Here is an 18,880-nt window from a genome sequence, read left to right on the forward strand (position 1 = left end):
GTCATTTCCCTTCGGTGGGCTCGAGCGATTCGGTGGCGTCGAGTGCATCGGTGGCGTCGAGTGCATCGAGGAGTTCGTCGACGACGATGGGACCCTCGGCGACGACGATCCCGCCGTCGGCTTCCCACCGGCGCACCGGCTCGACGATGGACAGGTCCTCGTAGACCACGACCACGCCCACGCCACCGGGTCGCAGGGTCTGCGCCGCGGTCGCGACGTCGTCGGCGTCGATGAGTCCGGTTGTGGCACCGGCAAAGTCGGGCATTCCGGCCTCGGCGGCATCGATCACCGCGACCGCACCGTCGGCGGCGCGCCGGACGAACTCCACGTCGAGGATTCGGATGCGTCCGGCGTCGGCGAGATCGGCGAGGGAGGTGAATCCGGAGGCCGGAAGCGGAAGCGATTCGAAGGTGATGACGACGTAGTTGAGCGGACCCAGTTCCGCATCGAAGGACATGCGCCCAATCTATACCGGCCCGCATACGCCCGGATGTGGGCTTCGAGGGACCGCGTCAGCCGAAGTAGACGCTGCCGCGCCGCGAGAGCATACGGAACAGCGTCTGTTGGATCTCCTCGCGGACGTGGTCGGTGAGGTCGAAGACCACCATCGGGTCGTCGGCGGAGGAGGCGTCGTAGCTGTCGGTCTCGATGGGTCGACCGAAATGGATGTGCCACTTGGACGGAAGCGGGATCAAGCCCAGCGGGCCGAGCCACGGAAAGGTCGGTGTGATCGGCACATAGGGCAACCCGAGCACCCGTGCGAGCGGCTTGAGGTCGCTGATCATCGGGTAGATCTCCTCGGAGCCGACGATCGACACCGGGACGATCGGGGCGGCATTGCGCAGCGCGGTGGTGACGAAACCGCCACGACCGAACCGCTGCAACTTGTAGCGATCCTTGTAGAGCTTGCCGATGCCCTTGTACCCCTCCGGCCACACCGCGGTGAGCTCGCCCTGGCGCAGCAGGCGGTCGGCGTCGGCGGTGCATGCCAGGGTGGCGCCGATCCGGCGTGCCACCTCACTGACGCCCGGCGAATCGAATGCCATGTCGGCGGCCAGGATTCGCAGATAACGGCCGGTCGGATGATTGTCGCGGACGGCCAGCGAGGTCATGATCGCGTCGATCGGGATCGACCCGGCGTGGTTGGCCACGAGCAACGCCCCGCCGTCGACGGGCAGGTTCTCCACCCCGGTGACCTCGACCCGGAACCACTTCTCGTAGACCTGCCGGATCGCGGGGAACCACACCGACTCGGTGAAGTGCGGATCGAAACCGAAATCGTCGACCTCATAATCCCCGGTCATCCGCTCTCGGATGAAACCCGCTGTGGCGGTGAGGGAATCGGCGACGGCGTTGCGGATGCCGCCGAGACTGAACAGCGGCGAGGGCCGCACGCGCCCGTGCTCGACGCCGAGACTGTCGTCGACGGTGATCTCGTCACTGATGGGTGTCACCGACGCGGGCTCCCGACCGAACCCGTCGGTGTTGGGATGGCCCAGCGGCTCATGACGGGGCGACTCGGTCGGACGGACCGGACCCGGTTGCTGGCTGGGATGACGGCCCTTGCCGGCGTCGAGGCCGGACTGTCGGTCGGACGAGGGTGCCGAGCTCGCGTAGAGCTGGATGACCTTCGCGGTGCGCGTATCAGGTACCGGACCACCCGCCACGCTCTCACCCCACAACCCTGATGTCGATGTGCCAATCGGAAATTGTCTTCACTGTCTACGCGTCAACGATAGCCCTACCATGGGCGGCGTGTTCGACACCGGACGAACTGCTGACCACCCATGGTACTCGGGTTGCAGAGGGGTTGCATGCCATACGCGGTGGGGTCGCAAGGAACCGGGACATCGCTTGTCACACGGGACTTTCGGCGTCACATCCATCACGTACGCCGCGAACCCGACCCGGGCGTCAGCGCAACTGCAGGGCGGTCCGCACGACGCTGCGTTCGAGTCCGCGCCAGCGGTCGGCGCTGATGACCGGGGTGACCCCGCTGCGCGCGATGTAGTCGTCGAGGGTCTCCAAGGTCGTGTAGCGCGGTGCAAATCCCAGTTCCGATCGCATCCGGGTGGTGTCGAGCACCCGGCCGTAGGTGAGGAACTCGGTTTGTGAGCTACGGAGTTTGGCCGACCGGAGGTCCTGCAGCACCCCGGTGATCGGCGCGAGCAGACGCCCGGGCACGGGCAGTTCGAGGTGCCCGGTGCGCCGCACCGCCTGCGTCAGGGTGACCACGCCGTCGCCGGCGACGTTGAACGTGCCCGGCCGGCTCGCCAAGGTCGCGTGTTCCATCGCCGCGAGCGCATCCTCCTCGTGCAGGAACTGCAACCGCGGCTGGAACCCGAAGACCGTCGGCACCACCGGCAACGAGAGATACGAACTGATCCGGGTGTTGATCCGCGGCCCCAGCATCGCCTGCAGCCGCATGATGGTGACCTCGATGTCCTGGCGCCTGCGCCCGAGTCCGCGGAAGTATCCCTCGACGTCGAGCAGATCGCGGCCGTAGCTGCGGGTGGGTTCACGCTTGGCGGGGATCTCCTCGGAGAAGTGCGACGGATCGCTCGCACTCGCGCCGTAGACCATCGCCGTGGACCGCAGGATCACACGCTTGACCGACGGGCTGCGCTGGCACGCCGCGCACACCTGCATGGCGCCGACGACGTTGAACTCCTTGATCGCGGCCGAGTGCGGCGCGGTGTCCATGATCGACGTCGCGGCATGGACGACGGTGTCGACGTCGTAGTTGGCGATGGCCTTGGCGATCGCCGGCCTGCGGATATCGAGCCGCAGGAACTCCGCGCGGCCCATCCGTCGCATCAGATCCTTGCGCGGCACGCGCGAATCGACGGCGATCACCCGGCGAATGTCGGGGTTGGCGGCGAGCCGGGCCACCAGATAGCCCCCGAGAAAGGTCGAGGCGCCGGTGACCAGAACGGTCCGCGGCGTCGAATCGGTCGCGTCGGTCATGGCATCAGGCTAACCCGAGAGTGCGCCGCTCCACCGGGCGAGCAGGTCACCGGGCACGATGCCGGCACCCTGGTCGCGCAACGACAAGAACCCGCACGACGGCGGGTTCTTGTGGTGCGTGGCCGGGCCACGCCGGATGTTGCGGCGCCGAAGCCCTCGAGAGGGCCCGGCGATCAGCTCACTTACCGAGCTTGCGACGCTGCACCCGGGTACGACGCAGCAGCTTGCGGTGCTTCTTCTTCGACATGCGCTTGCGGCGCTTCTTGATCACTGAACCCATGGGGTGCTTCCTCACTTCACGTGCAATGTTCATCGAGCCCGCAAGTGCTGCGGGACGGTCGCCGTGCGTCGTGACCGCCGTCGTGGTGAATCCCGACGGATATCCGACGCGGACGGGCGAGCCGGTGCGGCGTAGCCGAAGTCCCACCTTACCGGCCGGACCCCGTCAAACCGAAATCACCGGAGTCCGACCATCGCGGCGTTGAGCGGGCCGCACGCCCGAGGGTCTAGCCCGCGTCGAAGTAGGACGTCTCCAGGTAGTCGTGCACGGCCTTGGCGTGCACACGGAACGACCGGCCCACGCGTACGGCAGGCAGCTCACCGTTGTGGACCAGGCGGTAGACGGTCATCTTCGAGACCCGCATCAGCGATGCGACCTCGGCGACGGTCAGGAACTGCGACCCGGAAGCCGCGTTGCCGACCGATGCCGACCTGTCTCCTGGAGTCTCTGCAGGTGCCATGAAATTCTCATACCTCCGGAGCACGCGTCGCGGCCGCCGGCTTCCCCTCCGGCGGACACCAGACACGCACGTGCTTAAAGGAGCTTAGCGTGGCTGATGTGAAAAAAGCGACGTGAGTGGCCAGGAAATTACCGTTTTGCCGTACTCAACCACAACATACTGGGGTTTCTCGAGTAACAACCACTAATCGTGGGACCAACGGGTCGGCGTGTCAGGGTTGTGAACCCTCAACGTCAGCTCGACGTCCAGCGCGTGCACTGGCGTCGGCGGCGGCTTCGGTCGCCTCGTAGAACGCCCCACGCAGCCCTTGGGTCTCCAGGGTGCGCACGGCTGCGGCGGTGGTTCCGCCCGGCGAGGTGACCGCCGCACGGAGATCGACCGGGGAGAGTCCGGAGTCGCTGAGCAGTACGCCGGCGCCACGGATGGTCTGCACCACCAGGGTGGTGGCCTGTGCACGGGTCAGGCCCAGAGAGACCGCGGAATCGATCATCGCCTCGGCCACCAGGAAGACGTAGGCGGGCCCGGACCCGGAGATCGCGGTGACCGCATCCATCTGCTTCTCGGGTACCACCGCGACGCGGCCCACCGACTCGAGGAGCTCGACGACCGCCCGCAGTTGCTCGTCGTCGACGTGGCGTCCGGCCGCGACCGCCGACATGGCCTCGTTGACCAGCATCGGGGTGTTGGGCATGACGCGCACGACCGGCGAACCCGCCTGCAACATCTTCTCGTAGCGGGCCAGCGGAATGCCCGCGGCGAGGGTCACCGTCACGCGTTCGGACTCGGCGTCGTCGTCGGCGGTGGCGAGTTTGCGCAGCACACCCTCGACGTCGTCGGGTTTCACCGCCAGGAAGACGAACTGCGCCGAACTGACCGCGGTGGTGACGTCGTCGGTGACGAGGACCCCGTACTCGTCGGCGATCTCGGTGGCCCGCGCCGGGACACGTTCGACGACGACGAGGTTCTTTGCCTGTTTGCCGGCGGCGATCAGTCCGGCGAGCAAGGCCTCGCCGATCTTGCCGCCGCCGACGATCGCGATGCGCTCGGTCACTGGTGGGGTACGCCTTTCTCGTTCACGGGTCTGCTGGGTCGGGTCTTCTGGCGGGTCGGGTCTTCTGTGTCAGAACTCTTCGGCACTCGCCCGGCCGGGATCAGCGCGAGCTGACGTGACTGGGCCACGACCGCACCCATCGAGTCCACCACGAGGTGGTCCTCCTCGAACATCCCGGGGCCCACCTCCAGACTCGTCGCGGCGAAACGCAGCCAACCCGGGGCGGGCTCGCGACGGATGTAGGTGGTCAGCTGCACGGTCGGCGCCCATCCGAACACCGCGAGGTTCATCACGACCGGCGGCGAGATGTCGCACACCAGTACCGCGAAGTCCGCGTCGGGTTCGGCACCCTTGGGGCGGCACCAGCCGCGCACCACCGGATCGCCGGTCTGCCCGCGTGCCGCCGGGAAACTGTGCGTGTCGAGAGCGGTGTCGAGGGCCGCCCCGAGATGGATGACGTCGGCCATCGGCGAGTCCGCGATGCGGAGGGCGTCGGCGGCCGGTGTCGGGGCGACGTCGTCGAGCACGTGGGGCGACGAATGCCGCGAGGGACCGGTGTCCGGGCGGGCCAGCGTCACCGACGACGACACCATGGTCAGGCCGTTCTGGGCGAGATCGACGTGCAGCAGGGTCACGGTGCGGCCGCGTTTGCGGACGGTCGCGGTGACCTCCACCGGCGCCGGATCGGGCGCGGCGAGATAGTCGCTGGCGATCGCGACCGGCACGAGGTCGGCCGCATGCAGCGCGGTGTCCGGGCTGCTGGGAGCGAGATCGTCGAACGCGCGCGAGGCCGCCCGCGCGATGATCATCTGCATGGTGCCGCCGTGCACCTTGGGGCCGATGGTGAACGCCGGATCGATCGAGGTGGCGTAGGTGATCGACGGTTGTTGTTCCGCCGGGGCCGTCGGCGCCGCGACCGGACCGCCCGTCACGGTGAGGTCCAGCAGTTCGGTCAGCTTCGGGCTCATGTCACCTTTCCGGCAGCCACCGGGTCCGGCTCGTCTCACGCTTGAGGTGCTGCCGGGCAAAATCTAACGAACGCGCGAGCATCGCCTGCCGTTCGGGTTTGGTCCGCGCCGAGGAGGTGGTGACCTCGAGGATCACCGCGCCGGAGAAATCACTGCGGGCGATCCGGTGACACACCTGCGCACACGGCTGGGTCCCGTCTCCGGGGATCAAGTGCTCGTCGGTGGCCGCCCCGGATCCGTCGGCGAGATGCAGGTGCGTCAGATGGGTGCCCATCCGCTCGTACAGGGCGACTGCGTCGGTGCCCGCGGTCGCGGTGTGCGAGAGGTCGAGGGTGTAGTGGTCGTAACCGTCGTCGGTGGGGTCGATGGACTTGCCGAACGCCGACACCGCTGGGCCGGGTGTACCGCCGCGGCGGGTGAGCCGACGCGCGGAGCGTTCACCGGCCCCGAAGACGCGGTCGGCGCGCATCGGGAACATGTTCTCGACCGCGATCGAGACGTCCGATTCCGACAACTCCCCCACCAGATCGTCGAAGCCCTCGACGTAGGCACGCTGCCAGCGAAACGGTGGATGGACGACGACGGTGGCGGCACCGAGCGCCTCGGCGGCGTGCGCGGCGCGCGCGAGCTTCTTGAGTGGATCGCGTCCCCACACCCGCTGGGTGATGAGCAGGCACGGCGCGTGGATCGACAGCACCGGCACCTGATACCGCTCGGAGAGGTGCTCGACATGCCGGATGTCCTGGCTGACCGGATCACCCCACACCATCAGCTCCACCCCGTCGAAGCCCAGGTCGGCGGCGTAGGCGAAGGCCGCCTCGGTGTTCTGCGGGTAGACCGATGCCGTGGAGAGTCCGATCGGGATCTCCCCGGCCACCGTCGAGGGACCGAGGGCTTCGCGTGACTCGCTCACGTCGACAACAGCACGAGCGGGCCGATCGTGACGATCAGCCCGACGGCGAGCGCGAGCAAGGTGGTGATCAGATCCGACGTCCGGCGCACCAGATGGGTGAACGTGACGATGCCGAAGATCACCAGCACCGCGAGCACCAACGCGAAGTACGGATTCCACTTCCACAGCTCGGTGAAGCCCCAGAACAGACCCACGCCGATGGCCAGCCCGGCGATGACCTCGGCGATCACCGCGAGCCACGCCAACACCGGCTTGCGATCGGCCCACGACTCACGCCCATCAGCCTTGGCGGGCTTGACTTTTCGCGCCTTGCGCGCCTTCGAGGCGCGATCTCGGGTCTCCGGGTCGGCGGTCGCGTCGGCGACGGGTCCACGCTCGGCGGGGTCGGCGTCGGTGGGGTGGGCGTTGCCATGGTCGGCGTCGGCATGGTCGGCGTTGCCATGGTCGGCGTCGGCATGATCGTCGAGGACGTTCGCGGCGACGGTCTCGGCGGGCTCGTCGGTGGAGTCGGTGTCGCGCCGGGCCCGACGGCTCGCGGCGACCAATCCACCGAGTCCGGCGGCCGCGGCCACCGTGCCTGCGGCGCCGGCAGCCGAGTCGTCGTGGCCCGCCTCATCGCGGTGCGACTCGTCGTGGTGCGACTCATCGTGGTGCGACTCGTCGCGGTGCGGTTCGGGCTCGTCGTCGGGGTCGAGGACGTTCGCGGCGACGGTCGGGGCGGGCTCGTGATCGGCCTGATCGAACGGCCCGTGCTCGGCGCCGAATGACCCGCTGGGCGCGGCCAGGTCGGCGCCCTCGACGTCGTCGGCGTCGAGAATGTGCACATCGTCGCCGACCTCGCTGTCGTCGACGATCGGGATGATGCCGGTGACGGCGTCGGCGGCGACGTCGTCGGGCTGGTGGGTGATACCTGCGCGAGTCCCGGTGTCGGCGGACTCGTCGGTGTCGGCGGCTGCCATACCTGCCGCGGCCGCACCCGCGGTAGCCGCACCCGCTGCGGCAGCGCTTGCTGCTGCAGTGTCCTGTTTCTTGCCGCGGCCGAACCAGCGGCGCTTCTTCTTCGGCTCCTCCTCGGCGTGCTCGACGTCGGCGAACGATCGATAGGCCTCGAAGTCCTCGTCGAAGACCTCCTCGAACCGGCCGCTGCGGGGCGCTGCGTCCTCGGTGTCGGCGGCTGCGTCGGCATCGGCGGCCACGTCGGCATCGTCGACGAGCGGGATGATGCCGGTGACCGCGTTCGCAGTGGCCGGGTCGTGGCTGGTCGGATCGGGGCCACCGGCGTCCGAACCGGCGGCGGCCGTATCGGCGGCGGCCGAGGCGGGATCGGCCGGCTGGTCCCGCAATCGACGCGATACGTCACCGGAAGTGAAGTCCCGGGTCGGGGGCGGAGCAAAGCTCGGCATGCCACTCGCCGCTCCCGAACTCGCGCCACGACTGACCCGCGGGCCGGGCTCGGTGACCGGCCCGGTCGCCGGGCCTCGTGCGGCGAGGGGATTCTGCGACCGGGGGAACGCGCCCGACGTCGGTGACGGTGACCAGGGTGCTGTCTCCGGGCCGTCCGGCGTGGGGGCGCTCGGTGCGGGCGCACTCGCGGCGGGGGTGGCCGGGGTAGCGGGGCTCGGGGTAGCAGGGCTCGGAGCTGGGGTGCCGGCGGTGTCGGGAGTCGTACCGGGGGTGTCAGAAGCGGCAGGCCCCTCGACCCGGGGGATCTCACCGGTCAGCTCGGACACCGAGACGGCACCGGCACGCCCCGCGCGCCGACGTCCCCGGTCCCGGCGCGAGCCGGTTGTCGCGTCCGCCGCATCGGCGGCCTGCGTGCGGGCGAGCAGCTCCGACACCGAGATGGGCCGGGAGTCGGTCGCCCCGTCGGGGTCGCTGCCACCGGGGTTGCGGCCGCCGGGCTCGTTACCGCCGGGTGTGTTCGCCATCGAAGTGCGCTCTCCGTCCTCACCAATCTCGCCGCGCCGCCGGGAGTGGCGGTACGGCGACTCGCGTCGTTCGCGTGTCAGTGGACGTCGCGTGCACCGATGCCTGATGCAGCCGGATCCGAGGTGTCGGCCGGCTCCGCATCGAGGCGACGAAGGATGACCCCCTCCCGCAACGCCCACGGGCAGATTTCCAGTGTATCGACCCCGAGTCCGCGCATTGCCGCCTCGGCCACAAGTGCCCCGGCGACGAGCTGTCCGGCCCGATCGGCGCTGACGCCCTCGAGTTCGGCCCGGTCGTCTCGGGTCATGCGCGAGATGAAGGCGATGAGCTGCCGCAGTCCACCGGCGGTGAGGGTCCGCTTGACGCGGGGACCGGCCCCCGACGGGGCGGCGCCGGTCAGGCGGGCCAGGCTGCGGAAGGTCTTCGACGTGCCGACCGCGATGTCCGGCTTACCCGGTCCGAGGAGTTCCTTCGCGGCCGGCCGCATCTCGGCGTCGAGCCAATCACGCAGGACCCCGACACGGCGCCGGTCCGGCGGATCGTCGGGTAGCCAGTCGCGGGTGACGCGGCCGGCACCCAGTGGCAGCGACAGCGCGACGTCGGGTTCCTCGTCGACGCCGTTCGACATCTCCAGCGAGCCCCCGCCGATGTCGAGCGCCAGGATGCGTCCGGCGCTCCAGCCGTACCAGCGGCGCACGGCCAACGACGTCAGCCGGGCCTCGTCGCGACCGGTCAGAACCTCCACCTGGACGCCGGTCTTGGCCGCGACCCGCGCGAGGACGCCGTCGGAGTTGGTGGCGTCGCGGACCGCGGAGGTCGCGAACGCCATCATCTGCTCGCAGCCGGAACTCTTGGCGATGAGGGTGAACTCCTCGATCGAGTCGACGAGCCGTTCGGCGGCACCGGCGGTGAGACGCCCGTCGGCATCGATGTGCTCGGCGAGCCGCAGCACCGCCTTCGTCGAACTCATCGGGGTCGGATGTCCTCCGCGGTGGGCATCGACCACCAGGAGATGAACTGTGTTGCTGCCCACGTCGAGGACTCCTAAACGCACGGATACACGGTAGTGCGTCGCGGGTTCGGTTGTCTGCGGCGGGTCGCTGTGGTGCGGCGATCGGGCGGTGACGGTTACCGTTGGGATGTGCCCAAGCCCAGCGCAGCCCCGCGGATGACGCCCGCTCCCGAGGTCGATCTCGATTTCCCCCGGGAATGGTACGAATTCGCCGATCCGGCCGATCCCGAACACGTCATCAACGCCGACCTCACCTGGTTGTGTTCGCACTGGACGTGCGTGTTCGGCACGCCCGCCTGCCAGGGCATCGTCGACGGCCGCGAGACCGACGGATGTTGCACGCACGGCGCGTATCTGTCGGACAAGGACGACCGCAAACGGCTGGCCAAGGGTGTGGCGATGCTGACCGCCGACGACTGGCAGTTCCACAAGAAGGGGTCGGGCAAGGATCCGCTCGGCCCCCGTGGGTATCTCGTCGAGGACGAACTCGACGACGAGCCCGCCCTGAAGACCCGCCAACACAAGGGCGCGTGCATCTTCTTGAACCGTCCGGACTTCGAGCGGGGTCCCGGCTGTGCGCTACACGCAATGGCGCTGCGGCGCGGTCTCGAACCGCTGACCGTGAAACCCGATGTGTGCTGGCAACTTCCGGTACGTCGCGAGCAGGACTGGGTGGAGCGGCCCGACGGCACCCAGATCCTCAAGACCACCATCACCGAGTACGACCGCCGCGGCTGGGGCGAGGGCGGTCACGACCTGAAGTGGTACTGCTCGGGGTCCCCCGACGCGCACGTCGGGGCGACCCAGGTGTGGCAGTCCTACGAGCCCGAACTGGTCGAGCTGATCGGCCGCCCCGCCTACGAGGCGCTCGCCGATGCGTGCCGACGCCGAAACGGACTCGGGCTCATCGCAATCCACCCGGCGACCCGGGCCGCGACCAGCCGCCGCGACACCGACATCAAGTACGAGCTACTCGACACCGACGCCGACGCCGCGGGCTGATCACGGCTCGAACTTGTAGCCCAATCCACGCACCGTCACAAGGTGTTTCGGCGAGGCCGGATCGGGTTCGATCTTCGAGCGCAGCCGCTTGACGTGGACGTCGAGGGTCTTGGTGTCCCCGACGTAGTCCGCACCCCACACGCGGTCGATCAACTGCCCGCGGGTGAGTACCCGTCCGGAGTTGCGGAGTAGGTATTCGAGGAGATCGAACTCCTTGAGCGGCAACGTGATCGACTCACCGTTGACCGCGACGGTGTGGCGTTCGACGTCCATCCGGACCGGTCCGGATTCCAGGACCGCCAAGGCGAGGTCGTCGTCGCCGACGTCTCCCCCACGACGCAGGACCGCCCGGATGCGTGCGATGAGCTCACGCGCCGAATACGGTTTGGTGACATAGTCGTCGGCACCGAGTTCGAGTCCGACGACCTTGTCGATCTCGCTGTCGCGGGCGGTCACCATGATCACCGGCACGCTCGACCGGGCGCGCAGCGATTTGCAGATCTCGGTCCCCGACACCCCGGGGAGCATGAGGTCGAGCAGGACGATGTCGGGGCTGATGCGCTCGAACACCGAGATGGCCTGTGCACCATCGTTGACGACGCTCGCCTCGAACCCCTCCTTGCGCAGGAGGAAGGCCAGCGGATCGGCCAACGACTCCTCGTCCTCGACGATCAGTACATGCGTCACTCGTGAAGCTCCTTATTTCTCAGACGTTCTCGTAGTTGCGTGGTCACGTGACTCTCGTCGTCCTCCTCCGAGGAGGTCACGCGATCTGGGGGTCGGCTCGGTGGGACTCCTTCTCGGATTCCCCGGACGCATGCGCATTCTCGGCGTCGAGGTCCTGGGGAATCGAGAGGGTGAACGTCGACCCGGTGCCGGGTTGACTCCACAGGTTGATGGTGCCGTCGTGGGTGGCCGCAACGTGTTTGACGATCGCCAGGCCCAGACCGGTGCCGCCGGTCAGACGCGACCGCGCCTTGTCGACGCGGAAGAAACGTTCGAAGACGCGCTGTTGATCGGACGGGTTGATGCCGATGCCGCGGTCGGTGACCGCGATCGACACCATCGGCACCCCGGCCGAGGTCGTGACGCGCCGGCTCACCGAGACGGTCGTGTTCTCCGGCGAGTAGGCGATGGCGTTGACGATCAGGTTGCTCAACGCGGTCAGCAGCAGCATCCGATCGCCGCGCACCCAGGTGTGGATGGGCTCGTCGGCGCGCAGGACGATGTTGGCGGCCTCGGCGCTCACCGCGGCCCCGTCGATGGCGGAGTCGATGAGCTCGTCGACGTCGACGGCCGCGAAATGCGGTTTCTCGCCGCCCTCGAGTCGGGACAGCGCAATCAGTTCGGACACCATGTTGCCCATCCGGGTGGCCTCGGCGACGACGCGGTGCCCGAAGTGTTCGACGGATTCGGCGTCGTCGGCGGACTCGATCAGTGCCTCGGCCAGCAGACCGATCGCGCCGACCGGGGTCTTGAGCTCGTGGGACACGTTGGCGACGAAGTCACGGCGGGTGGCCTCCACCCGCAGGTTCTCGGTGTCGTCGGTGCCGTAGATCATCGCGTAGCGCTCGTCGCCGTGATAGCCGAGCCGGGCCAAACAGCGCACCGATTCGGCGTTGCGCTTGGTGGCGCGCCCGGTGGAGAGGAATCCCAGCGTGGAGGTCGGCGGGACGAAGTCGAAGCGCGCCTGCTCGCCCGTCTCGAGGACGGTCAGCGATTGCTCCCACACCGGTTCGGCGAGCAGATGCTCGGAGACGAGCCCCAGCTCGACGGCCCGATGGTTGTAGAGCACCACGTCGCGGAACTCGTCGACGACGGCGACGGCGACCTCGGAGTTGCGGACGATGAGGCTGAGCAGGCCGGCCTTGGTCATCTGACCGTCCGGGGTGACCACGGGGAGATCGGACTCGCGCAGGGCCGCCGAATCCGGGACCTCGCGCGGACGGTCGGCGACGACGGGTGCGCCGCTGGGGATGACGTCGGAGTCGGAGTGCACGGGATCGGCGTGGACGGATGCGGCGAGATCGGACGGGGCGGCGTCGCGGGAGGATCGGCGAAACCACCGACCCCGCACGTTGCCACGACCGAGCTCGTACCCGAGCAACAACGCGAGCACAACTGCCACGATGGCCCCGGCAATGAATGCAGCGGTCACACTGGCAGCTTACGGTCCCGGAAACTCCGCGAACATTCCCGACGGCACAATTCGACTTCCGTTCACGCGGTGTTCCACCGAAACGTGACCTGAGGCACCGAAATGGCCTACGGAAGGGTCTCGACCGGGATCGTCAGGGCACCACCAGGGCTCACCAGCGCAGAACCGGGATGGCACAGGCGCATTCTCACTGCGGAACCGGTACCGCCATATCGGCGTATTCCGGATGGCGGTCGATGAAGCGCCGCACATAGGAACAGACCGGCACGACCTGCTTTCCCGCATTACGAATGTCATCGAGAACCGCTTGGACGAGCTGGCCGGCATATCCGCGCCCGGAGTAGGCCTCCGGGATGACGGTATGGGTCAACACCACCTGGTACGGCTCGGAGACGTAATCGACATATCCCACCGTGATCTCGTCACCGTCGGAGTCGGTGGTCAGGATTGCTTCGTATCGCTCGCGCGCAGCCGAATGAGCGATGCGCAGGTGCCCCGGATCTGCCATGCACCCAATGTAGCGCCTGTCACACGAGCGCCGCCATGACGATTGTGTTACAGATCACAACACGCGGCTATTTCTGTCCCTGCGCCGCGACCGCTGCCGCACCCGCCGCGGCGGCCTCAGGGTCCAGATAAGTGCCCCCGGGATTGAGCGGCTTGAGGTTCTCGTCGAGGTCGTAGCGCAGCGGATTGCCCGTCGGGATGTTGAGACCGGCGATGTCGGCGTCGGAGATCCCGTCGAGGTACTTGACCAGTGCGCGCAGCGAATTACCGTGCGCCGCAATGAGAACGGTCTTGCCGGCGGTGATGTCGGCGGCGATGGTCTCGGTGAAATACGGGATCAGCCGCTCGACGACGTCCTTGAGGCATTCGGTCAGCGGCACCTCGGCGAGGTCGGCGTACCGCGGATCGTGGGTCTGGCTGTACTCGGCGTCGGGATCGATCGGCGGCGGCGGGACGTCGTAGCTGCGACGCCAGAGCATGAACTGCTCCTTGCCGTACTTCTCGAGGGTGTCGGCCTTGTTCAGGCCCTGCAGCGCACCGTAGTGACGTTCGTTGAGACGCCAGTCGCGGACCACCGGGATCCAGTGCCGATCGGCGGTGTCCAACGCGATCTGCGCGGTCGCAATCGCCCGGCGCAGTAGTGAGGTGTAGAGGACATCGGGCAGCAGATCATGTTCGACGAGGAGCTCGCCGGCACGCTTCGCCTCGGCCTCGCCCTTGTCGGTGAGCGCGACGTCGACCCAGCCGGTGAACTGGTTGGACGCGTTCCACTCGCTCTCGCCGTGCCGCATCAGGATCAGGGTGCCGTTGCTCATGGTCGATAGTTTGTCACACCGGTCGGGCGGGGTCAGCGCTTGCTGGGCCGCACCGCGTCGAGGCCGTCGATCGCCCAGATCGTCAGGTACGCCAGCCCGAAGAACAGCGCGACGGCCACCGCCACACCGGTCGATTCGACGTGGGAGAACGGAGAACCCACCCATCCCAGGGTCGATCGGACGACGTATCCGGGCCGGGTCAGCAGATCCCAGGAGTTCCAGCGTTGGAAGCGGCCGATGACGACGCCGATCGCGCACAGCCCGACCGAGCACACGACGGCCAGCCAGCCGAAGATCGGGCCGAATTCCCGGCCGAGGCGCCGGTGCACCAGCAGCAACGACACCACGCCGAGGATGATGCCGGTCCACGCCGCGAAGCCGTACTGCAGGATGTGCCGCCACAGGTCATAGCCCTCGCGCAGGTGCACGAGGTCGGTGACGAGGTAGGGCGCGTTGGGCAGGAACGCCAGCCACCCGACACCGAGCGGGATCAGCCACACGCGCCGCCGGACGACGGCGAATCCGACCGCGAAGATCATCGGAATCCAGGCAAGAAACAGATTCCACACCAGAAACCGCGTCGGATAGTAGAGCGGCGTGGCCGGGTCGGTGACGCCGAGACCGACAGTCAGGGCGGTGGTGGCGATCAGCGACGCGGCGAGCACGAGGTGGCGGATGGGGATCACCGCAGCGATTGTGCCCGATGACCCGCCGGTCACCTACTTGCGCAAGTCCTTTCGTAGGATCTTGCCCGACGCCGACTTCGGGATGGCGTCGATGAACTCGACGGCGCGGACCTTCTTGTGCGGCGCGACCTTGGCGGCGACGAACTCGATCACCTCGCTCTCGTCGAGGTCGGCATCGGGCTGGGTGACCACGAACGCCTTCGGGATCTCCTCGCCGTCGTCGTCGTTGACCCCGATCACCGCGGTGTCGGCGATCTTCGGATGCGTCAACAACAACGCCTCCAACTCCGCCGGCGGCACCTGATAGCCCTTGTACTTGATCAGTTCCTTGAGCCGATCGACGATGTAGACACACCCGGTCGGGTCGACCTGCGCCATGTCACCGGTGTGCAGATAGCCGTCGGCGTCGATCGTGTCGGCCGTGGCCTGCTCGTTGTTGAGATACCCCAGCATCACGTTGGGGCCCTTGACCCACAGCTCACCGGGCTCGGACAACCCCTCGACGGGAAGCTCGATCTCCGTGCCGGTCCCCGGGTCAACGATCTTGTTCTCGGTGTTCGGTATCGCCCACCCCGTCGACGACAACGGCGGCTCCTCCACACCCAACGCCGCGGTCGTGTCGATCGGGATGAGGTGACTGACCGGCGAAAGCTCGCTCATGCCGTAGCCCTGCAACATGTGCAGATCCAGACGCTTGGCCACCGCCTTGCCCAACTCGTCATCGAGCGGGGCCGCCCCCGACATCATCACCTTCAGCGACGACAGATCGTAGTTGTCGACGATCGGGTGCTTGGCCAGCGCCACGGCGACCGGCGGCGCGATATAAGCGCTGGTCACCCGATACTTCTGAATGTTCTCGAGGAACTCGACCAGATCGAAGCGCGGCATGATGACCAGACGACCACGGTTGTACAACGCCGCATTCAGCAGCACCGTCATCCCGTAGATGTGGAAGAACGGCAGCACCGCGATCACCACGTCATCGGGCGTCATCCCCTGCAACGGCTTGATCTGCGCCACGTTGGCCACCAGGTTGCGATGGCTCAGCGCAACACCTTTTGGGTTCCCGGTGGTGCCCGAACTGTAGGGCAACGCCGCGACGTGGGTCGCCGGATCGAAGGTGACCTCGGGGGCAGCCAGATTCGGTGCGAGCAGATCGGCAGCGTTGGGGTGGCCCGTCGCGTCCTGCCCCTCGCCGTCGAGGACGATCACGTTCTCCCCGGCGATACCGACCTCGTTCGCCGCCGCGAGCGCTTGCTCGGCCATCGGAGAGATCGTGACCAGCATCTTCGCACCCGAATCCCGAAGCTGCTTCGCGATCTCGGTCGCAGTGAACAACGCATTGATCGTCGTCGCAGTACCACCGGCGCGCAGGATGCCGTGGAAGACGGTGGCGAACGCGGGGATGTTCGGTGACAGCACCCCCACGACGTCACCGACCGCGATACCGCGCGCCGCAAGCGCCCCCGCCGCCGCGTTGATCTGACCGATCAGCTGGCCGTACGTGGTCTCCGCACCCGACTTCGGATCAACCAGCGCCACCCGTTCCAGATCGGCGTCAGCGATCGACCCGAACAGAAACTCGTAGAGGCTCACATCGGGGATCTCGACATCGGGAAAAGGACTCGCGAAGCTCATGGCACCTCCGTTGGACAGGATGATCAGCGCAATCGTATCAACAGTCATTGCCACGTTGTGACGCAGACCTCGGTCGGGTATGTCGCTTTCGCCGAAGCTGGAACAGATCTCGAACGATGTTTCTGATAACGTCTGTTTCCACATTTGAATCACTCCGTGAATCGAGGCGTCATGCAGCGTGAATCAGCCATCCGTAAGGCGGTCGCGGTGGCGGCGGCAGCCGCGATCATCGCCGGTGCCGGCATGGCATCGGCGGACCCCAACATCCAGACCCCCGGCGTGGATGACGGCGTGCCGAACTGCGCGGTGCTCAACGCACGCGCCGCCGCCGGCTACATCGGCACCGGGGCGCCACAACCCTCTCGTCCGATGGACGAGAACTTCGCCCATCCGCCTCGCGACTGGTGCAACACCGATGTCGGCTACAGTCGCTTGTCGTTCGGCCCGAAAGGCGCCACGTTCTCCGTCCCACCGACGGTGCAAGGCCTGTTCCCGTACAACAACGCCGAACTCCTCGCCAAACCCGTCTTCGAGCCGGGCCAGACGATGACGATGAGAGTGACCGGCACACAACAGATCCCGACGTGGAACGGCACCACCGGTTGGGGGATCTCGAATCGCTCCATCGATCCACTGGGCCTCGAGGTCGCGTGGTTCATGTGGAACGGTTCGGCCGGATTCATGGGCCAGGCCAGCCAGCTTCTCACCACGCCGTTGTTCCACGCCTTCGCGCAGGACATGCCGCGCGGCTTCTTCATGATGGTCAAAAAGGCCGGAACCCTGCTCCCGCAGATCGTCCTCCTCGACCCGAAACTACTTGCCAATCCGCATGATTACTCGATCAAGCTGGACAAGGAGTATGTCAACTTCTTCGTCGACGGACACAATGTCGGTACGTTCCGAGATGCTCCGATCGGTACGTGGCACGACATCTCCGGTGGCCCGGTCCCTCTTCTCGGCCAAATGTGGCTCGACTCGAGCTATTGGTTCCCGCTGCCGATCCCGGAGTTCAACGGACGTTGGCAGTCGGTCGACCTCGCCCGATACCGCCAGGGCCCCAGCGCCACCACACCACTGACCTTCTGACGCTTCTCCCGCCCGGCGAGCCTCCCATCCGGTGGTCGAGGTGCCGAGGAGCGCCAGCGACGAGCACGCGGCTCGCACCTCGACCAGCGATATATGACGTTCGGCGGTTCCCCATCCGATGGTCGAGGTGCACGGCGCCCCAGGCGCCGGGCCTCGAGACCTGTTGCACCGATGATTATCCGGGCCACCATGGGTCGAATCCAGCACTGGTGCAGTCGGTCTCGAGGCTCGCCGCACGCGGCTCGCACCTCGACCAGCGGGGAGGACCGGTCCCTCCCGGATCGCCGCCCCACCCCGCCCGTCCCACCCCGATGGTCGAGGTGCACGGCGCCCCTGGCGCCGGGCCTCGAGACCCCTTGTGCCGACGGGATTCCGGGCCTCGGACGACACGACACCTCGACCATCGGGTTGGGGATTATCTCTATGGAGTTCTCAAACAACAGATGCGGTCCCGGCCAGGCCGGGTGCGGGGGAATCAGGCTGTAGTAGAGGCGCTTCGGGTCAGGCTGCGGTGTCGTCGAGTCTCATGGTGCGTCGGTGATACGACGGCACGGGTCGTCGTTTCGGGTCGATGCTGGCGGGTGGGATCAGCCAGGGGTGTCGGTCGAATCCCATGATGATGTCCCATCCGTGGTGGTGGACATCGTCGTGGCAGCTGCTGCAGAGGAGGCATCCGTTGTCGAGGTCGGTGGGCCCGCCGTCGGCCCAGTGGTGCGCGTGGTGTGCTTGGCAGCGGCCGGCGTGTGCTCCGCATTTGATGCACCCGCGGTCACGCACCAACAACGCTTTGCGTTGTCCTGGGGTGAACAAGCGCTCTTTGAGTCCGACGTCGAGGGGTACGCCGTCGGGGTTGAGAATGATTCTGGTGATGGTGGTGTCACACGACAATAGTTTGGCGGTGGCTTCGGTGATGGCACCTATGTTCTGCAAATCGCCGCCGAGTGCGGGGTTGTCGGCTGACAAGGTCCACAACAGGCCGTTGGTGGGTTTGGCTGAGAAGGTGGTGTCGGCCAAGCCTTGTGCCGCCAACTCCACGATCGTTTCGAACGCGGCCGCGCAGATCTGTTCGGGTGTCCGCGGATCGGGGGATCCGTCGGGCTGGGGCTTGGGCGCCGACAAGGTTTCCATCAGGGTGCGTGTTTTCTCGCCGGCGACGATGTCGAGGTTCGCCGAGATCTCCAACCGTCCGTCGTCGGTGATGCGGTCGGTGTAGGAGTTGACCGACTTGTCTTCGGCAGCCGGTAACCCGCCCGGTGTGTCGGCCGCCAACTCGTTACCCAACTGCCGCGCGTAAATGTTGATCTCGGCGGGAGTGAAACCGGCGAAGTAGTGCGACAGCAGTTTCCGCAGGAACTCGCACCGTTGCACGGTGTCGAGGGGTTCGGGGGACCGGGTGTCGATGTGCGCG

19 protein-coding genes are annotated in these 18,880 nt (G+C 67.3%); 2 read left to right on the top strand and 17 right to left on the bottom strand.

What is annotated here, in order from left to right:
* Position 1: 1 nt before the first annotated feature.
* The 10 genes from GOPIP_RS25390 to GOPIP_RS25435 all read right to left on the bottom strand — a co-directional run bounded on the left by GOPIP_RS25390 (position 2) and on the right by GOPIP_RS25435 (position 9,622).
* A complete protein-coding gene (locus tag GOPIP_RS25390) occupies positions 2 to 457 on the bottom strand; it encodes a hypothetical protein (RefSeq protein ID WP_006372724.1) in 456 nt (151 codons plus the stop codon).
* 55 nt (positions 458 to 512) lie between these two features.
* Positions 513 to 1,667, bottom strand: coding sequence for a lysophospholipid acyltransferase family protein (locus GOPIP_RS25395; RefSeq protein WP_014359011.1), 1,155 nt, complete (start codon positions 1,665 to 1,667; stop codon positions 513 to 515).
* A 247-nt stretch (positions 1,668 to 1,914) separates the two neighbouring features.
* Complete coding sequence (locus tag GOPIP_RS25400; RefSeq protein WP_006372726.1) at positions 1,915 to 2,967, bottom strand: NAD-dependent epimerase/dehydratase family protein; 1,053 nt, start codon at positions 2,965 to 2,967, stop codon at positions 1,915 to 1,917.
* Between the two features lie 178 nt (positions 2,968 to 3,145).
* Positions 3,146 to 3,247 (bottom strand): 30S ribosomal protein bS22, encoded by a 102-nt coding sequence (locus GOPIP_RS28515; RefSeq protein WP_003402602.1) that lies wholly within the window; start codon positions 3,245 to 3,247, stop codon positions 3,146 to 3,148.
* Between the two features lie 226 nt (positions 3,248 to 3,473).
* Positions 3,474 to 3,707 carry a helix-turn-helix domain-containing protein gene (locus GOPIP_RS25410; RefSeq protein WP_006372728.1) on the bottom strand — a complete coding sequence of 78 codons (234 nt, stop codon included), beginning with the start codon at positions 3,705 to 3,707 and terminating at the stop codon, positions 3,474 to 3,476.
* 211 nt (positions 3,708 to 3,918) lie between these two features.
* Positions 3,919 to 4,758 carry a pyrroline-5-carboxylate reductase gene (gene proC / locus GOPIP_RS25415; RefSeq protein WP_006372729.1) on the bottom strand — a complete coding sequence of 280 codons (840 nt, stop codon included), beginning with the start codon at positions 4,756 to 4,758 and terminating at the stop codon, positions 3,919 to 3,921.
* Positions 4,755 to 5,726, bottom strand: a complete 972-nt coding sequence (locus tag GOPIP_RS25420; RefSeq protein WP_006372730.1) for a thioesterase family protein — start codon at positions 5,724 to 5,726, stop codon at positions 4,755 to 4,757. Before GOPIP_RS25420 ends, proC begins: the two co-directional genes overlap by 4 nt.
* Before the next feature lies 1 nt (position 5,727).
* The gene (locus GOPIP_RS25425; protein ID WP_006372731.1) at positions 5,728 to 6,639 is read right to left on the bottom strand and encodes a sugar phosphate isomerase/epimerase family protein; all 912 of its coding nucleotides are present in this window, start codon (positions 6,637 to 6,639) and stop codon (positions 5,728 to 5,730) included.
* The gene (locus GOPIP_RS25430; RefSeq protein WP_006372732.1) at positions 6,636 to 8,567 is read right to left on the bottom strand and encodes an Rv0497 family membrane protein; all 1,932 of its coding nucleotides are present in this window, start codon (positions 8,565 to 8,567) and stop codon (positions 6,636 to 6,638) included. The genes GOPIP_RS25425 and GOPIP_RS25430 overlap by 4 nt, the downstream gene beginning before the upstream one ends.
* Positions 8,568 to 8,644: 77 nt before the next feature.
* Positions 8,645 to 9,622 (bottom strand): Ppx/GppA family phosphatase, encoded by a 978-nt coding sequence (locus GOPIP_RS25435; RefSeq protein WP_014359006.1) that lies wholly within the window; start codon positions 9,620 to 9,622, stop codon positions 8,645 to 8,647.
* A gap of 114 nt (positions 9,623 to 9,736) precedes the next feature.
* Between GOPIP_RS25435 and GOPIP_RS25440 the strand changes: the two genes are divergently transcribed.
* Positions 9,737 to 10,582, top strand: a complete 846-nt coding sequence (locus GOPIP_RS25440) for a DUF3109 family protein (protein WP_020172282.1) — start codon at positions 9,737 to 9,739, stop codon at positions 10,580 to 10,582.
* On the opposite strand, the gene GOPIP_RS25445 is transcribed toward GOPIP_RS25440, so the two are convergent.
* The 6 genes from GOPIP_RS25445 to GOPIP_RS25470 form a co-directional block, all read right to left on the bottom strand.
* Positions 10,583 to 11,269, bottom strand: coding sequence for a winged helix-turn-helix domain-containing protein (locus GOPIP_RS25445; protein ID WP_006372735.1), 687 nt, complete (start codon positions 11,267 to 11,269; stop codon positions 10,583 to 10,585).
* 76 nt (positions 11,270 to 11,345) lie between these two features.
* The gene (locus GOPIP_RS25450) at positions 11,346 to 12,740 is read right to left on the bottom strand and encodes a sensor histidine kinase (RefSeq protein WP_240524109.1); all 1,395 of its coding nucleotides are present in this window, start codon (positions 12,738 to 12,740) and stop codon (positions 11,346 to 11,348) included.
* A 187-nt stretch (positions 12,741 to 12,927) separates the two neighbouring features.
* On the bottom strand, positions 12,928 to 13,248 hold the full coding sequence (locus GOPIP_RS25455; protein ID WP_006372737.1) for a GNAT family N-acetyltransferase: 321 nt from the start codon (positions 13,246 to 13,248) through the stop codon (positions 12,928 to 12,930).
* Between the two features lie 67 nt (positions 13,249 to 13,315).
* Positions 13,316 to 14,062, bottom strand: a complete 747-nt coding sequence (locus GOPIP_RS25460) for a phosphoglyceromutase (RefSeq protein ID WP_006372738.1) — start codon at positions 14,060 to 14,062, stop codon at positions 13,316 to 13,318.
* A 32-nt stretch (positions 14,063 to 14,094) separates the two neighbouring features.
* Positions 14,095 to 14,748, bottom strand: a complete 654-nt coding sequence (locus tag GOPIP_RS25465) for a DUF1361 domain-containing protein (protein WP_014359001.1) — start codon at positions 14,746 to 14,748, stop codon at positions 14,095 to 14,097.
* Between the two features lie 33 nt (positions 14,749 to 14,781).
* Positions 14,782 to 16,386 carry an AMP-binding protein gene (locus tag GOPIP_RS25470; RefSeq protein WP_006372740.1) on the bottom strand — a complete coding sequence of 535 codons (1,605 nt, stop codon included), beginning with the start codon at positions 16,384 to 16,386 and terminating at the stop codon, positions 14,782 to 14,784.
* 171 nt (positions 16,387 to 16,557) lie between these two features.
* Here GOPIP_RS25470 and GOPIP_RS25475 point away from each other — a divergent pair, with 171 nt between their 5' ends.
* Positions 16,558 to 17,472: a hypothetical protein gene (locus GOPIP_RS25475; RefSeq protein WP_006372741.1), complete on the top strand. Its 915-nt coding sequence runs from the start codon at positions 16,558 to 16,560 to the stop codon at positions 17,470 to 17,472.
* A gap of 501 nt (positions 17,473 to 17,973) precedes the next feature.
* Here the strand turns inward: GOPIP_RS25475 and GOPIP_RS25480 are convergent.
* A partial coding sequence (locus tag GOPIP_RS25480) for an HNH endonuclease (protein WP_006372742.1) occupies positions 17,974 to 18,880 on the bottom strand: 907 nt, incomplete at its 5' end.

Origin of the sequence: Gordonia polyisoprenivorans NBRC 16320 = JCM 10675, from assembly GCF_000241325.1 — a bacterium.
GTDB classification, from domain to species: Bacteria; Actinomycetota; Actinomycetes; order Mycobacteriales; family Mycobacteriaceae; genus Gordonia; species Gordonia polyisoprenivorans.

What these genes read in the sequence shown, in the direction of transcription:
- GOPIP_RS25390 (WP_006372724.1), bottom strand. Translation starts at nt 457, where the DNA reads ATGTCCTTCGATGCGGAACTGGGTCCGCTCAACTACGTCGTCATCACC.
- GOPIP_RS25400 (WP_006372726.1), bottom strand. Translation starts at nt 2,967, where the DNA reads ATGACCGACGCGACCGATTCGACGCCGCGGACCGTTCTGGTCACCGGC.
- GOPIP_RS28515 (WP_003402602.1), bottom strand. Translation starts at nt 3,247, where the DNA reads ATGGGTTCAGTGATCAAGAAGCGCCGCAAGCGCATGTCGAAGAAGAAG.
- GOPIP_RS25410 (WP_006372728.1), bottom strand. Translation starts at nt 3,707, where the DNA reads ATGGCACCTGCAGAGACTCCAGGAGACAGGTCGGCATCGGTCGGCAAC.
- GOPIP_RS25420 (WP_006372730.1), bottom strand. Translation starts at nt 5,726, where the DNA reads ATGAGCCCGAAGCTGACCGAACTGCTGGACCTCACCGTGACGGGCGGT.
- GOPIP_RS25430 (WP_006372732.1), bottom strand. Translation starts at nt 8,567, where the DNA reads ATGGCGAACACACCCGGCGGTAACGAGCCCGGCGGCCGCAACCCCGGT.
- GOPIP_RS25440 (WP_020172282.1), top strand. Translation starts at nt 9,737, where the DNA reads ATGACGCCCGCTCCCGAGGTCGATCTCGATTTCCCCCGGGAATGGTAC.
- GOPIP_RS25455 (WP_006372737.1), bottom strand. Translation starts at nt 13,248, where the DNA reads ATGGCAGATCCGGGGCACCTGCGCATCGCTCATTCGGCTGCGCGCGAG.
- GOPIP_RS25460 (WP_006372738.1), bottom strand. Translation starts at nt 14,062, where the DNA reads ATGAGCAACGGCACCCTGATCCTGATGCGGCACGGCGAGAGCGAGTGG.
- GOPIP_RS25470 (WP_006372740.1), bottom strand. Translation starts at nt 16,386, where the DNA reads ATGAGCTTCGCGAGTCCTTTTCCCGATGTCGAGATCCCCGATGTGAGC.
- GOPIP_RS25475 (WP_006372741.1), top strand. Translation starts at nt 16,558, where the DNA reads ATGCAGCGTGAATCAGCCATCCGTAAGGCGGTCGCGGTGGCGGCGGCA.